14 protein-coding genes are annotated in these 14,664 nt (G+C 40.0%); 4 read left to right on the plus strand and 10 right to left on the minus strand.

Features of this window, described 5'->3' with window-relative positions; all coding sequences use genetic code 11:
• Together HCN_RS09365 and HCN_RS09370 are read left to right on the plus strand one after the other, a co-directional pair.
• Nucleotides 1–699: an AzlC family ABC transporter permease gene (locus HCN_RS09365; RefSeq protein WP_002955845.1), complete on the plus strand. Its 699-nt coding sequence runs from the start codon at nt 1–3 to the stop codon at nt 697–699.
• The gene (locus tag HCN_RS09370; protein WP_002955846.1) at nt 689–1,039 is read left to right on the plus strand and encodes a branched-chain amino acid transporter permease; all 351 of its coding nucleotides are present in this window, start codon (nt 689–691) and stop codon (nt 1,037–1,039) included. Before HCN_RS09365 ends, HCN_RS09370 begins: the two co-directional genes overlap by 11 nt.
• A gap of 44 nt (nt 1,040–1,083) precedes the next feature.
• On the opposite strand, the gene HCN_RS09375 is transcribed toward HCN_RS09370, so the two are convergent.
• The gene (locus tag HCN_RS09375) at nt 1,084–1,581 is read right to left on the minus strand and encodes a flavodoxin (protein ID WP_002955847.1); all 498 of its coding nucleotides are present in this window, start codon (nt 1,579–1,581) and stop codon (nt 1,084–1,086) included.
• 142 nt (nt 1,582–1,723) lie between these two features.
• On the opposite strand from HCN_RS09375, the gene HCN_RS09380 reads away from it, so the two are divergent.
• Together HCN_RS09380 and HCN_RS09385 are read left to right on the plus strand one after the other, a co-directional pair.
• Nucleotides 1,724–4,363, plus strand: a complete 2,640-nt coding sequence (locus HCN_RS09380) for a TonB-dependent receptor (RefSeq protein ID WP_014667343.1) — start codon at nt 1,724–1,726, stop codon at nt 4,361–4,363.
• Entirely contained in the window at nt 4,360–5,469 is a 1,110-nt protein-coding gene (locus HCN_RS09385; protein WP_014667344.1) for a cytochrome-c peroxidase, read from the plus strand. The genes HCN_RS09380 and HCN_RS09385 overlap by 4 nt, the downstream gene beginning before the upstream one ends.
• Here HCN_RS09385 and HCN_RS09390 read toward each other — a convergent pair.
• The 9 genes from HCN_RS09390 to HCN_RS09430 form a co-directional block, all read right to left on the minus strand.
• Nucleotides 5,466–6,845 (minus strand): methyl-accepting chemotaxis protein, encoded by a 1,380-nt coding sequence (locus HCN_RS09390; RefSeq protein WP_002955850.1) that lies wholly within the window; start codon nt 6,843–6,845, stop codon nt 5,466–5,468. The two genes, HCN_RS09385 and HCN_RS09390, sit on opposite strands and share 4 nt — an antisense overlap.
• Before the next feature lie 8 nt (nt 6,846–6,853).
• Nucleotides 6,854–7,351: a PAS domain-containing protein gene (locus HCN_RS09395; RefSeq protein WP_002955851.1), complete on the minus strand. Its 498-nt coding sequence runs from the start codon at nt 7,349–7,351 to the stop codon at nt 6,854–6,856.
• A gap of 138 nt (nt 7,352–7,489) precedes the next feature.
• Nucleotides 7,490–8,311, minus strand: coding sequence for a MetQ/NlpA family ABC transporter substrate-binding protein (locus tag HCN_RS09400; protein WP_002955854.1), 822 nt, complete (start codon nt 8,309–8,311; stop codon nt 7,490–7,492).
• 81 nt (nt 8,312–8,392) lie between these two features.
• The gene (locus HCN_RS09405) at nt 8,393–9,220 is read right to left on the minus strand and encodes a MetQ/NlpA family ABC transporter substrate-binding protein (RefSeq protein ID WP_002955856.1); all 828 of its coding nucleotides are present in this window, start codon (nt 9,218–9,220) and stop codon (nt 8,393–8,395) included.
• A gap of 37 nt (nt 9,221–9,257) precedes the next feature.
• On the minus strand, nt 9,258–9,950 hold the full coding sequence (locus tag HCN_RS09410) for a methionine ABC transporter permease (RefSeq protein ID WP_172580142.1): 693 nt from the start codon (nt 9,948–9,950) through the stop codon (nt 9,258–9,260).
• Nucleotides 9,951–9,969: 19 nt separating this feature from the next.
• A complete protein-coding gene (locus tag HCN_RS09415) occupies nt 9,970–11,001 on the minus strand; it encodes a methionine ABC transporter ATP-binding protein (RefSeq protein WP_002955858.1) in 1,032 nt (343 codons plus the stop codon).
• A 158-nt stretch (nt 11,002–11,159) separates the two neighbouring features.
• Nucleotides 11,160–11,969, minus strand: a complete 810-nt coding sequence (locus tag HCN_RS09420) for a pseudouridine synthase (RefSeq protein ID WP_014667345.1) — start codon at nt 11,967–11,969, stop codon at nt 11,160–11,162.
• On the minus strand, nt 11,969–13,057 hold the full coding sequence (locus HCN_RS12445; protein ID WP_014667346.1) for a tetratricopeptide repeat protein: 1,089 nt from the start codon (nt 13,055–13,057) through the stop codon (nt 11,969–11,971). The genes HCN_RS09420 and HCN_RS12445 overlap by 1 nt, the downstream gene beginning before the upstream one ends.
• 370 nt (nt 13,058–13,427) lie before the next feature.
• Nucleotides 13,428–14,636: a 2,3,4,5-tetrahydropyridine-2,6-carboxylate N-succinyltransferase gene (locus tag HCN_RS09430; protein WP_014667616.1), complete on the minus strand. Its 1,209-nt coding sequence runs from the start codon at nt 14,634–14,636 to the stop codon at nt 13,428–13,430.
• Nucleotides 14,637–14,664: the final 28 nt, after the last annotated feature.

The raw sequence follows: 14,664 nt of genomic DNA on the forward strand, positions 1-14,664 counted from the left end.
ATGCCTAAAAATGCCTTAAATGTATTGTGGGCGTTAAAAGACGCTTTTCCACATACTATTCCTATTTTGGTTGGCTATGTTTTTATGGGTATGGTGTTTGGAATCTTGCTCCAAAAGGCGGGATATGGGGCATTGTGGGCGTTTATTATGGCGGTAGTTATTTATGGTGGGACGACACAATTTATCGCTGTTGGACTTATGGCAAGTGGAGCTGGGCTGTGGGAATCTTTCGTGCTTGTTTCAATGATTAATGCAAGGCAGATTTTTTACTCTATCAGTATGCTAGAGCGTTTTAAGCAAATGGGCAAAAAGTCTTACTATATGATTTACTCACTTACTGATGAAACTCTAGCCCTGCTTAATCTCAAAAGCCCAAAGCCACATATTGATAAGCATTGGTTTGATTTTTTTATCGCGTTATTAAATCATAGCTATTGGATTATAGGCTGCACACTTGGGGCGATTGTGGGGAGTTTTGCAGACTTTGAGCCAAAGGGGCTTGATTTTGTAATGAGTGCGATTTTTGTGGTGATTTTCATAGAGCAATGGCGGAATAAAACAATGAGAACACCCGCACTTATTGGGATTCTTGTTAGCCTTGCGTGTTTGTATATTTTTAAAGCCGAGCATTTTTTACTCCCAGCCCTTGTTGGAATCTGTATCGTTCTTACACTACGGAGAAAGTCTCTTGAATCCTGAAATCTACCACTCTATACTGCTTGTTACACTCATTGCTATCAATACTTTTTTGAGTAGATTTTTACCCTTTATCATTTTTGCTAAATCCACACCTGCTTATATCATCTTTTTGGGTAAAGTGCTACCTAGTGCGATTATTGCGATGCTTATTGTGTATTGTTTGAAAGATACAAATTTTTCACAAACGCCTTATGGGCTGAATGAAATTATCGCTGTGTTTGTTGTGAGTAGCACACATATTTTATTTAAGATTCCTGTTGTGAGTATTGTGTGCGGGACGATTGGCTATATGGCATTGGTGCAGAGTGAGATTCTTAGCTCCATAATAAGCACAATGTAAAAAATTAAGATTCTAACGCCAAAGCAAATTGGCGTTTTTAAAATTTAAGCAAAAGCGTTTTTTAGGCTATCAATCCACGCTGCAATTCTTTGCTCTGTATTTTCTTCTTGATTGACTTCATCAATGACTAATCCCACAAACTTACCATCAACTACCGCTTCGCTATCATCAAAGGTATAACCATCTGTGCTTGTTTGCCCTACGATTTTGCCTTGCTTTGAAACTTTTTTATAAATATGGGCTATCCCATTGCAAAAAGTATCGCTATAAATATCTTGATCGCCTAGTCCCAAAAGAGCGATTGTCTTGCCGCTAAAGGCACTTTCATCAAGGCTAGATAAGAAGCTATCCCAATCATCTTGCAAATCTCCAGAGCCATAAGTTGGCGTAGCAAGGATAAGATTATCAAATCCAGCTATATCTTCAGCACTACAAGATGCTACATCAAACATTTGGCAATCACCAAGCTTATCTGCAACTTTCTGTGCGACTTCCTGTGTCACCCCGCCATCACTTCCATAAAATAAACCGACTTTTTTCATAAATGCTCCTTAGTGTTAAAATAAAAAGTCTAGCTTATAGCATAAAAGATAATAAAAGTAAAATATTAAAATAAGAATTGTTTTTATAATAGTTTTAGAATCTTTATCCTACAATCCGCATTTTAATTTTGGAGCATCAATAATGAAAACAAATATTATTTATATAAAAGGATTTTTCTTCCTCTGTGCGATATGCTTTGTAAGTAATCTAAGCCTATACGCTACGCAAGATTCTAGCCCCATAGAGCAAAGCCCACAGCATAGAAATGTCAAATTTTCCACTTCTATCGTTACCGCAACACCAACCACAACAACCTACCAAAGCGGTTCAAAACTCAATAAAACTATGCTAGATTCTACGCCAAGTGGCAATGGCGATATTACATCAATATTAAAAATAATTCCTAATGTTCAATTTGATAACGCACAGCTCAAGTCCTCTACACCCGGCGAGATTGACCCAGCAAATATAAGCATTAGTGGCGGACTTTTCTATCAAAATAATTTCCAGCTTGATGGCTTTAATATGAATAATGACCTAGACCCAAATGGCGGGGCTACAAATGGACCAAATGCGTTAAGAAGTGGGAGAAGTCAAGGTTTAGCAGTGGATACAAGCCTTCTAGAATCTATCCAAGTGCAAGATTCTAATATCTCGGCTGCTTATGGGGGATTTACCGGTGGAGTGGTAGAAGCAAATGTGCGAAAGCCACGAGCTGATAAGGGCGGCTTATTTGGGTGGCACGGAGGAGTGAGCTATCAATTCACCGGCAGTGATTTAACGCAATATTTCATAGATGAAAGCCAAGAGGCAAACTTCATTACAAGCTCAAATGAAAACTATCAGCCAAATTTCACAAAACATTTAATCCGTGCCAATCTTGAGGGCTATGCTACGCAGAATCTAGGCATTATCACAAGCTTTTCTACCACGCGGAGCTTTATCCCACTTAAAGGTTATTCATTTGACATCGGCACAGAGGCAAATGCTACAAGAGAGCAGCATCGCTATATTGATAACTACTATATTAAAACACATTATAATCCAAGCGAAAAGCTAACGCTTGAAGCAAGTCTCGCCTATATGCCTCAAGATAATACCTACTACAGTAGCGTAGCAAAACATAGCTTTTATAGTATGAAAAGTGGGGGGATTCAAAGTGGGCTTAAAGCCCTCTATGATAGCAACATAGGGCTATGGAGCAATACTTTGAGCTACTCTTTTATGCAGAACTCAAGGGAGAGTGAGAAAAACTACTTTATGTCGTGGTATTATTCACAAGGCGATAAGGACTGGGCAGGGACAAATAGCAAAAAAAGTCCAAGGGCTAGTGAAGGTGGATATGGCGATATGGAGCAGATTCAAAATACACTCAATTATAAGTCAAATATGAACTTTGAATCTTGGGATTTATGGAAAAGCGAGCATACGCTCAACATAGGCTTTGAGGCAAACTACACTCACGCTTATCGCAATCGTAAAAATCCCTACTATTCTTTTGGAAATCCTGCTGAACTTAAAAAAACTTGTGGCACGGATAGTATGTTTGACTTTGCTACCTGCTCTAATACACAAACGCAAGGCGATGGTAAAAAACCACCTTGGCAAGGACAATATTTTAATCAAGTTACAGAATCTAAGAGCGGTGAAATAGCCCTTGATAACCTTGCGTATGGAATCTATGCTGAAGATTCTATTTTGCTTGACTTGGAGCAAATAGGCAAGATTCAAACACGGCTAGGATTGCGACTAGATGGCGATACCTATATGCAAAAGCACACCTTAGCTCCACGATTTAGTCTTAACTACACTGCCCCTTGGGAAGAGTATAAAAGTGAGCTTATCTTTGGAGCAAATCGCTACTATGGACGGAATCTCTTAAGCTACCGCCTCTATGAGCTTGTGGCAAATAGCACACAGGAATACAAAAGGACAGATTCTAATTCTAGCTGGACTCCAACCACAGCAAAAGAAGGCAAGTCAAGCTATGCTTTCCATAAGCTCAATGTCCCTTATAGCGATGAGCTTATGGGAGGCATAATGCAGAATCTTGGGCTTTTTAGCTTAAGTGCTAAATACATCTATCGCCACGGACAAGATGAAGTAATGAAAAAAAGTATTAAGCAAAATAAAAGCTCTATAACCACTTGGACGAATGATGGGGAAAGTCAAAGCCATATCATCACCCTTAGCCTACAAAGCACCGAACCCTTAGAGATATATAGCGTGAAAAATCACATACTTTTTGCTTTTGATTATACTAAGGTAGCACGAAGCTACAATCTCTACTCCACTGATGATGCCTATCTTAACAATGATGACATTATTTATAATGGTATCCAGATCAAGTATAAGGATCGACCAACTGAAAACTTCGCACGACCTTTTACCTTGAGGCTTTCCACAACACATACTTTTAAACTATGGAGGACAAAATGGCTTTTTAATAATTTCTTCCGCTATCGTGGCGGATATGATGCAATGGTGCTTTTAAACAAAACAAGCCCGGGCTATAAATCCAGCTCAACTTTAAAGCAATATGGTAAAATGCACTTTGATGGAGCTTTTAGCTGGGATATGCGTCTAGGCTTTGAGATGAGTATATGGAAAGATAATGTTGTATTTGTGAATTTTGATATATATAATGTGCTAAACACTCGCAACAAAGCTGCCCTTAGCGGAACAAATGGTGCTGTGATACCCGGTATCCCTTCAAGTGCATCTGTGGCGGTGTATGAGATAGGACGACAATTTTGGATTCAAGGGGGGTATAAATTTTGAAAAACTTTTTACATAATAGCAGACACAAGACAATCGCAATCGTTTGTGTGCTTGGCATAAGCTCAGCCTATGCTATGCCAAAAAATATACAAGCCCTGCGAAAAATGTATCTCTCTCCCAAATCTCAATGGCAAAAGCCACAAGTAGATTCTAGTGTGTTGTGGGAAGAGCTATCCGCCCTGCCAGATACACCGCCCTATCCAGAATCTAATCCCTATTCATTAGCTAAAGCAAAGCTTGGGGAAAGGCTCTTTTTTGACCCTATCCTCTCTCAAAGCAAACAAATTGCTTGTGCCACTTGCCACGATAAAGAACTAGGCTTTGCCGATGGGCGAAGCGTAAGCTATGGACATAATCGCCAACTAGGCAAACGCAACGCACCAAGCGTTGTAATGTCAGCATTTGGAAAGGAAAAGTTTTGGGACGGGAGGGCAAAAGACTTAGAATCTCAAGCTCTTTTTCCCATAGCTGACCCAAAGGAAATGGCGTATTCCCCACAAAAAGCAGTCAAAAGATTGGCTAAAGATGCTAGTTATAAAGCGATGTTTAAAGAGGCTTTTGGGAGTGATGAGATTACCACGGAGCGTTTAGCCCAAGCTATCGCCACTTATGAGCGAACGCTTATGCCAAAAAATAGCCGTTTTGATAAATTTATGAAAGGGCAATCCCAAGCCCTAAGCGATAAGGAAGTATGGGGGCTACATCTCTTCCGCACTAAAGCTCGTTGTATGAACTGCCATTATGGAGCGAGTTTTAGCGATGAGAGTTTTCACAATCTGGGGCTCACCTACTATGGAAGAAAATATGAGGATTTAGGCTTGTTTCACACTACGGGCAACACAGAGGATATAGGCAAGTTTAAAACGCCAAGCCTTAGAAATGTAGTCAAAACAGCACCCTATATGCACAATGGGCTTTTTCCACATCTGCGTGGAGTGCTGAATGCCTATAATGGAGGAATGTTCCACCCAAATGCAAACACCAAAGAGCTAGAAGATAAAACAAGGAAAAATCTCCCCTACCCTAAGACAGATTTACTTCTAAAGCCGCTAAACTTAAGTAGTGATGAGATTCAAGCACTTGAGGCATTCTTAAAAACACTCTAATTTTTGCTTAGGCTTTCAAGCAGAGAGTTTGAAGTCTGCTCCAAACTACTTACACTTTGAATAATCTCTGTAGAATTACTTTGTGTAATCTCTTCACCAATAAATGAGGTTGCCTTGGCAGAATCTGTAGAAAGTCTTTGAGCTATCTCATCTGCCCTGCTTTGTGGTAAAAGTGTATGAATCACACTTTGTGCATCTTCATTGTCAAGCAAACGAGAGATAGGATTAAGCGAGACAAGATTCTCATTTTTCTCTTGCGTGTTAAGACAGAGATAAAGATTTGATTTAAACAAAATATGATCAAGCTTTGTTACTGATAGCACTAACTGCTTATAAAGCTGGGCGAATATCTCATCTAAAGACGCACTATTAGCTTCCATTTTGTCAAACACCTCATTAAATGTATGGAGCTTAGATTCAGACACAGAAGCAATTTTGCTTACCTCATCACCACCCTGTTCAATACTCCCTACTTCTTGTTGCATACTTTGGATAGAGATGGAAATCTCATTTGTAGCTTTTTGCGTATTTTCAGCAAGTTTTCTTACCTCATCAGCAACAACTGCAAATCCTCTGCCGTGTTCTCCAGCACGAGCAGCTTCAATAGCAGCATTCAATGCTAAAAGATTAGTTTGATTAGCTATATCATCAATAAGTGCGACAATATTGCCAATCTCGCGTGATTTTTCAGCAAGGCTTTGAATAGATTGATTATTTCTCTCAATCAATGAAAGCAACTCACTAATAGATTCTGTCAAATTACTCACATCTTCGCGACTTTCAATTGACGCATCACGAATATCGCGGACATTTAAATCCACCTTCTTCATATAAACAATATCATCATTCAGCGTATTTGCTATGCTATTAAGATTTGCATTTTGACTTTTTAGACTAAGATTCATCAAATTTTTAGACAATGCGTTGCGAATAGAATCTTTAGCGTTTTCTTCAATCGCACTTAGAGCCTTATTAATCCCTTCTATGTTTTGAGCCAATGTCCCATTTAGCCCACCTGCAAAGCCTTTACGATAGTATCGCCCTTCCTGCGAGCTTTCAATAGAGCTTTTCACTTCACGCAAAAAAGCTTCCAAATGATCAGCAAAATCATTCAAATGCTCACAAATCTCTACAACAGCACCGCTCCCCTTAATATGTGTGATGCGTGAATCAAACTTGCCTAAAGCATATTCTTTTGTCGTATGAGCCAAAGTTTTGAAAAGTCGCTCATCGTGCCTTGCCATATAGAATCTCACACACACAATTCCAGCAAGGAGTGCAAAAATAAGACTTGCTAAACTAAATCCATTACAATAGCCATCAACACCAATGCCCACCAAAAGAAGCAACAAAGAAACAATATTAATCTTACTCATAAGTCCCCTTACGCCTTATCTTGCATTGTCAAAATCAGCTGATTGTAATCCATCTTGCTTTTATCTAAAATCTTATGAAGCACGGCTAAACTCGCCTCCATAGATTGAGATTCTGCATTTTTCATCTCTCTATATACTCCAGCAATTTTCTCCACTGCCTTTGCATTTGGCTTTCTCCGCACGGAATAATACCCCACAATTTGATTATTTGTATCAAATGAAGGCGTAACATTAGCAAACACCCAATAATGTCCGCCACTTTTAGTTTTATTTTTCACAAAAGCAAAAATCTCCTCTCCCCTTTGCACATAATCCCACAAAAGCTTAAAAACCGCCCTAGGCATATCACTATGTCGCACGATACTATGAGGTTTGCCAAAAATCTCTTCTTCTTTATAGCCGCTGTATTGGATAAAATCCTTATTGCAATACACGACCTTGCCTTTTAAATCTGTCTTAGAGGTTATCAATGTAGAATTTTTCAGTTCCTTACCTAAATCAATCATTCCCTATCCTTGAAATTGCTATGTTATATATCTATTGAAATAAAGGCGGGATTGTAACAAATGTTAATTAACTGATAAACTTTTTAGTTTGAAAGCAGAGTGGCGTCTTGCAGAATCTACAAAAGATTCTGCAATGTTTTAAAATGCAGGAACTATTTCCCCTTTGTATTGTGTTTGGATAAAATCTTTTACCTTTTGGCTTTGCAGTGCATTTTTAAGCTTTTGCAAGGTCTCATCATTCACCCTAGATTCCTGCACGACAAGGATATTGGCATAAGGAGATTCTTTACCCTCTAGCACCAACGCATCACCGCTTTTAAGCCCAGCTTGCAACGCGTAGTTGCCATTGATTACAGCTGCATCAACATCATCAAGTGTGCGAGGCAAAAGTGCGGCTTCAACGGGCTTAATTTTAATGTCTTTAGCATTTTCTACAATATCAAGCTCTGTTGAGGTGAGATTGCTAGAATCTTTAAGCTTAATCAAACCCTTTGCCTCAAGCAACAATAATGCTCTACCACCATTGCTTGGATCATTTGGGATAGCTATACTAGCCCCCTGTGGCAATTCATCAATACTCTTAAGTTTGCGAGAATACAGCCCAATTGGCTCAATGTGGATTGTTGCAATAGATTCTAACTTTAAGCCCTTATCCGCTTTAAGAGAATCTAAAAATGGCTTATGTTGATGAAAATTCGCATCAAGTGAGCCATCATTAAGGCTAATATTAGGCAAAACATAATCTGTAAAAGACACAATTTGCAAATCAATACCCTGCTCTGCCAAATCAGGCTTTACAAACTCCAAAATCTCTGCGTGTGGCACAGGCGTAGCACCGACTTTTAGCACGACTTTTTCTTGCTCTTGTGTCTTTTTAGGATATGTTTCCTTATCCCTATCATCACCACAGCCAACAAAGGCTAAACCTGCTGCAAAAACTAAAGCAAGTAACTTTTTCATTTTTTTCTCCTTTTATTTTGGTTATTTAAATTTTAGAATCTTTAGAATCTCACTCCAAGATTCACTTACGCCGCTTCACTTCTATTCTGCCACACTCACAGGGATAATCTCGCCCTTATATTTTGAAAGGATAAACTCACGCGTTTCCTTGCTTAAAAGCACTTCTTTGAGTTTAGCTATACGCTCATCGTCCTTGTTATCTTCCCTTGCCACAAGCACATTCACATACGCACTTTTATCATTTTCGTGGAAAATGGCAGACTTTATGCTCATTTTTGCCTGCAAAGCATAGTTTGCATTAATCACTGCACCATCAACGCTATCAAGCACTAGTGGCAAAGACGCTGCTTCCATAGGCTTAAACACGATTTTTTTAGGATTTTCTATGACATCAAGCTCGGTTGTATTGAGATTGCTAGGTTCTTTGATTTTTATCACACCATTATCGTGGAGCAAAATAAACGCCCTTGCCATATTTGAAGCATCGCCGGGAATGGCAATACTCGCCCCTTGTGGAATCTCATCAACACTTTTTGCCTTTTGTGAATAAAAACCCAAAGGCACGACATACACAGGTGCAATTGCTGTAAGCTTATACCCCTTTTCTTCATTAGTCTTATCCATAAAAGGCTTATGCTGATACAAGTTTGCATCACTGCTTCCCTCTGCCAAAGAAGTATTAGGCACAACATAATCAGTAAAGTTTTGAATCTGAATCTCCACGCCCTTTGCTTGAAGTTGCGGTTTAATAAAATCCAAAATCTCCGCAGCTGGCACAGGTGTTGCCCCTACTCTCAAGGGATCAGACCTACTCACTTCATCTTTGCTTGATTTGGCTTTTTCATCTCCACAAGCCACAAATCCCGCACTTAAGGCTACTACAAAAGCCAAACTCACAATTTTTCTCATTCACTACCTCCTTTTTTATGGTTTAAATGTTTAGATTCTAACGATATTGACGCAAACGCTTGACAAACAAGTCGCCACTTGATTGAATACATTGCACCATAACGATGATACATATAACCGCATAGGTCAAAACATCAGGCTTAAAAGACTGAAAGCCAATGCGATAAGCTAAATCCCCTAACCCACCAGCCCCCACAACACCAGCCATTGCAGAAAAGCCAACAAGGCTAACTGAAGTAATTGTGATAGCATTAACAATGGAAGGCAGAGTTTCAGAAATCATCATAAAAATCACCACTTTCTTACTTGCTCCCATACTCATTGTAGCTTCTACCAGCCCCTTATCCACCTCATCAAACGCCCCTTCAAAAAGCCGTGCGATAAAAGGTGTAGCGGCTATCACAAGAGGGATAATCGCCGCCGTGCTACCGATACTTGTGCCGATAAGGAGTTTTGAAAGCGGCAAAAGCAAAAAGATAAGCACAATAAAAGGAAAGGAACGCACCACATTCACAATAGCACTTAAGATTCTATATAAACTTGGGGTTGCCATAATACCAGAGGGCTTAATCGCACTTAAAAGCACACCCAAAGGCAATCCAAAAAGCACAGCAAAGAATGTAGAGAAAAGCACCATATAGAGTGTTTCGCAACAGGATTTAACAAGGCTAAAGGCGATAGGATCTGTAAAAACATTTCCCAAAAATACCAAAAAATGCCTTTCCCACATATTTAAAAAATCAAGCATTTTATTCCCCCTTGCTAGAATCTATGTAAGCAGAATGATGAGCTAGAGATTCCACACTCACGCCTTGTTCTTGTAGCCATTTGAGCGAATCTTGCAGAAGAGAATCTTGTGCGATAAACTTTAACACCAAATGCCCAACTTCCCCTGTGGCAAGTTCATCAATATTACCACTTAAAATATTCACATCAATATCAAATTTACGAATCATCTGTGAGATAAGAGGGCTTTGCGCATAAGGTCCTGTGAAAATAATCTTATACACATTGTCTTTATTTTGCAAATGCGAGATAACACGCCCTTCATCTTGAGGCAAAAATGAAATCAGTTCCTTTGTAATAGCGTGTTTTGGTGAAGCAAACACAGAATCCACGCTGCCCCGCTCCACTATCTCACCACCACTCACCACACACATCTTATTGCAAATCTCCCGCACCACTTCAATTTGATGTGTGATAAGCACCACACTTAGCCCGAGCTTTTGTTGTATATCACGCAAAAGGGAAAGAATGGATTTTGTTGTTTTTGTATCAAGTGCGGAAGTTGCCTCATCGCATAAAAGCACCTTTGGGTGATTAGCCAATGCCCTAGCAATCGCCACTCTCTGCTTTTGCCCTCCACTGAGCTGACTAGGATAGAATCCCGCTCTATCGCTTAAGCCCACAAGCTCTAATAGTTCATTCACACGCGGCTTAATCTCGCTACTTTTCCACTTAGCGATACGCAGGGCAAAGGCGACATTATCAAAGACACTTTTCGCACTCAAAAGATTAAAATGCTGAAAAATCATACCGATTTTTTGACGCTCCTTTTGCAATGCCTTTTCCTTAAGGTTTAAGAGATTCACACCATCAATATGAATCTCTCCACTTGTTGGCTCTTCAAGGCGATTGATAATGCGAATAAGAGTGCTTTTTCCCGCACCAGAATAGCCGATAATCCCCATAATATCGCCCTTTTCCACACTCAAATCTATATTTTTCAGTGCCACAAAACCATTAGGATAAGTCTTATTAATGCCACGAAGCTCTATCACATACACTCCTTGTGCTGTTTCATAAAGGCGGTATTATATCACTTTTTTTAAAAATACAATATGTAATAAAATTTATGTTTAAATTTCTTAAGAATGTTTTACCTTAGAATCTCACAAATCATCAAGTCAAATTGATACCTATCTCTCTTTGCTTTATCTCACGAAGTGTGTTTGAGAATTTTCGGAATGCTCTTAGGTGTTTTTGAAACTCCCAACAGGGCTTGTTCTTTTAAAAATGTATGTAGGCTCTTGTATTCTTCTTTTGTAAAATATCGCTTTTTGCCACAAGGCAAAGCATTAAGATTCACAAAGCCATAAGCTATACGGCGTAAGTCTAGCACCTCTCTACCAAATACTCCAAAAAACCGCCTTAACTCTCTATTTTTTCCCTCTGTGATACTTACTTTGAGTTTTGAATGTCTCTTATCATTTTTAAGAATCTCATAGTGTGCAAATGGGGCAAACTCCATTGCCACAATGTTACTTTTAATGTGCCCACCAGCCCTCGCATCTTCGCTTACCAAGCCCTTTTCCATAGCCTCTATGATTTCTTTTGTAATCTCACCATTAATTTTTACAAGATAGACCCGCTCTAAATGAGATTCCATTAATGCCTTAGCAACAGGTGTGCTATCAGTCAAAATAAGCAGTCCCTCACTTGCAAAGTCCAATCGCCCCACATACATAAAATGCTTAAAGCGACTTTCAAGGCTATCATAAATCACCTTCCGCCCACGCTCATCGCTTTTACTCACAAGCTCACCTTTTTGCTTATGATAGACAATGCAGGTAAATTGCTCCTTTGGCACAATTCTTTTGCCATCTATAAAAACACTCATACCCTCTCGTAATACACTCTGCAAACTCGCCTTGCTTTTTTCAATATTTACTCGCCCAGATTCTATAAGCTTATCCGCCTCTCTGCGAGAATATTTTGTATGATGAGCGATATATTGATTAAGACGCATTACTTCAAGCCAAAGAAGTTATTATTCCCCGCACTGACACTCCCTCTTGTTCTCATAAGCGAATAGCTGTTGCAACCAGATTCTATGCCATAATCACACGCCAAGCCAAAAAGCTCAATAGCCTTGCGTTTATCCTGCCTTACGCCAAAGCCACCATCATATAGCACACCTAGATTATTACAGCTTTGAATATGTCCGCTATCACACGCAAGGGTAAAATATTTTGCCGCATTATAGTAGCTCTTTTCCGCTCCACTTGATCCTGTGGCATACATCCAGCCCAGATTCCCACAGCCCACAATATCGCCCTGCTGACAAGCTACATAGTTCATCTCCACATAGCTCATTTTATCCTTTGTCATACCATAGACATTATAGGTGTTACTCATAAGCCCAAGGTTATAACAACCCAAATCGCTCCCTAGCTGACACGCACTATTATAATACGCCAACGCCTTTTGGTAGTCCTTTTTCACACCAACACCATTAGCATACATCCAGCCGATATTTGTGCAGCCTAGAGAATCTCCACCTTGACACGCCACTTCATAAAGCTGTGCAGCCTGATCTTTATCCTCTTTGACACCTTGCCCATTGTCATATGCCATAGCTAGATTAGCACACGCCACCGCATCGCCACCCACACAAGCTTTGTAATAATAATCTACTGCTTTTTGAGGATTAGGCACACCAGAGTTTGCCCCATACATATAGATAAGCCCCGAGCCAAAGCACCCTGCCGCATTACCCTGATCGCAAGATTGCATAAAGAGCTGCAACGCACTCTCATAATCCCCCTGCTTTGCAAAGCTCATTGCCGATTTAAGTGCGGTATTTGATTCATTAACATTTTCAAGCATATCATCAAGTGGTGCACCTGTGATTTGATGAGAAGGGGTGAGAGGCTGTGAGCCTAGAAGTCCGCTAGGTGTGTTATCCTGCCGTGGCGGAGTTGGTGCATTGACATTAGGGATAGAATCTTCTTGTGTGCTAGGAGCTTTACTCATCTCTCCAGCAGTCTCTTGTGGCTCTGCAAGTAGCACACTCATCGTTATTGCTATACAAAAAAGCATACAAAGTTTTTTCATCGTATATCCTAGACTAAGAAATTACCTAAAACATTCAAAGCAAAAATAATGCCATATTAAAGACAAGATTCTATCTCACTTACCAGAATCCGATTCTGCGTCAGCTTTTTTGCTAGAATCGGAGCTTTACGAGCCGAGTGCAAGGAGTTTATTAAATATATGCGGTGGCAAATCCACACTTGCCAAATGACGAAGCACGAGACGAAGTAATCGCCGATTCTAGAATCTAACAAACTCCACAATGTCTACTGCGGAAGTATCTTGTGATGACTTTTTGGGTTGTGAAGCTTTTTTTGCGAGAAGCTACCTAAGCGGTAGTGCCGAAGCAAAAAAGCAAACTCCCAAAAAAGCGTGCAAGAGACAACGCAGATTAATGCAATGCACTATTTAGCTCAATCTTACGATTACTCCTAAAGGCTATCATTTTGCCACTTTGAGAATCACATCTAAAGTGGATTCCGTGTTTGCCAGATAGCTCTTTGCCTTTGTAGAGATTGCTCTCTTTGACAGCAAAAGTATCATTAATCTCTGCAATTTTTACCGCCTCTTCAGGCTTAATGTAAAACACTCCACCAGCTAACACCGCGATACCGCCATCTACAATACAGCCATCGCCTAGACTTATGCCTGTGGCACTATTCACACCCAGTAGGCAGTTTTTACCAATGCTAATAGGCTCACTATTACCCCCGCTTAGCACACCTAAGATACTAGCCCCTCCGCCAATATCCGTGCCTTCCCCCACAACCACACTTGAGCTAATGCGTCCTTCATTCATACACGCCCCCATAGCCCCAGCGTTAAAATTCACATAACTAGCTCCGGGCATTTGCGTATAGCCACCACTGCCAAGATACGCACCAAAGCGAGTTTTCGCAGAATCTAATAAGCGGATATTATCATATTGTGGAATGACTTGCATTAAATAGCGTGGGAATTTATCCACAAAGTCAATATGTGGAAACTCACCCTCCATTTTTAAAGCAATTTCATTCTCTCTAAGCCATTCTAGCTCATAGGGTTTATTCCCACTCCAAGCGACATTTTGCAATAGCCCAAAGATTCCATCAAGTTGCAAGGAACGCAATGGGGCTTTGCCAAGTGAAAGGGCTAGAAGTTTAAGATACGCAGATTCTACACTCTCGCATTTCTCATCTTTATAAATCACGCAGAATCTGTATCTCGCCCTACCGCCTTTTGTCTTTAGCTTACCTTTGTTGGCTTGTTTTTTAAGCTCTAATATTACTTGAATATTTTTGTGTGCTGACAGATCACTTAAAGCCTCGCTTAAAAACGGCTCATATAGCTCTAAAGCCTTATTAACAAACTCTTGATTAATGCCATACACCGCTTCATTTTCAGTTGCAGAGATTTGCTCCGCCTCCTTTGCACTTTGACATAGCACCGCATAAGTGCCGAGATTTTCACCTTTCCAATTCATTGTAGGATAAGTCGCACAAAGCACCGCTTTAGACTTTTTGCCAATCTCCACGCGTGAGATTCCAAAGCCTAGTGGCTCTTTGTATTCCCCACTTTTTTGATACTCATCAACAAACACCTTAAATCGCTCTACGCCCATAATCTACTCCTTCGTTTTTAGCTTGTTT

It is taken from the genome of Helicobacter cinaedi PAGU611, assembly GCF_000284635.1.
GTDB lineage: Bacteria > Campylobacterota > Campylobacteria > Campylobacterales > Helicobacteraceae > Helicobacter_C > Helicobacter_C cinaedi.

Bases quoted from the DNA above. Each gene is read 5' to 3' on its own strand.
- HCN_RS09400 (WP_002955854.1), bottom strand. From the start codon at position 8,311: ATGAAAAAGTTACTTGCTTTAGTTTTTGCAGCAGGTTTAGCCTTTGTT.
- HCN_RS09410 (WP_172580142.1), bottom strand. From the start codon at position 9,950: ATGTGGGAAAGGCATTTTTTGGTATTTTTGGGAAATGTTTTTACAGAT.
- HCN_RS09380 (WP_014667343.1), top strand. From the start codon at position 1,724: ATGAAAACAAATATTATTTATATAAAAGGATTTTTCTTCCTCTGTGCG.
- HCN_RS09405 (WP_002955856.1), bottom strand. From the start codon at position 9,220: ATGAGAAAAATTGTGAGTTTGGCTTTTGTAGTAGCCTTAAGTGCGGGA.
- HCN_RS12445 (WP_014667346.1), bottom strand. From the start codon at position 13,057: ATGAAAAAACTTTGTATGCTTTTTTGTATAGCAATAACGATGAGTGTG.
- HCN_RS09395 (WP_002955851.1), bottom strand. From the start codon at position 7,351: ATGATTGATTTAGGTAAGGAACTGAAAAATTCTACATTGATAACCTCT.
- HCN_RS09375 (WP_002955847.1), bottom strand. From the start codon at position 1,581: ATGAAAAAAGTCGGTTTATTTTATGGAAGTGATGGCGGGGTGACACAG.
- HCN_RS09365 (WP_002955845.1), top strand. From the start codon at position 1: ATGCCTAAAAATGCCTTAAATGTATTGTGGGCGTTAAAAGACGCTTTT.
- HCN_RS09420 (WP_014667345.1), bottom strand. From the start codon at position 11,969: ATGCGTCTTAATCAATATATCGCTCATCATACAAAATATTCTCGCAGA.
- HCN_RS09390 (WP_002955850.1), bottom strand. From the start codon at position 6,845: ATGAGTAAGATTAATATTGTTTCTTTGTTGCTTCTTTTGGTGGGCATT.
- HCN_RS09430 (WP_014667616.1), bottom strand. From the start codon at position 14,636: ATGGGCGTAGAGCGATTTAAGGTGTTTGTTGATGAGTATCAAAAAAGT.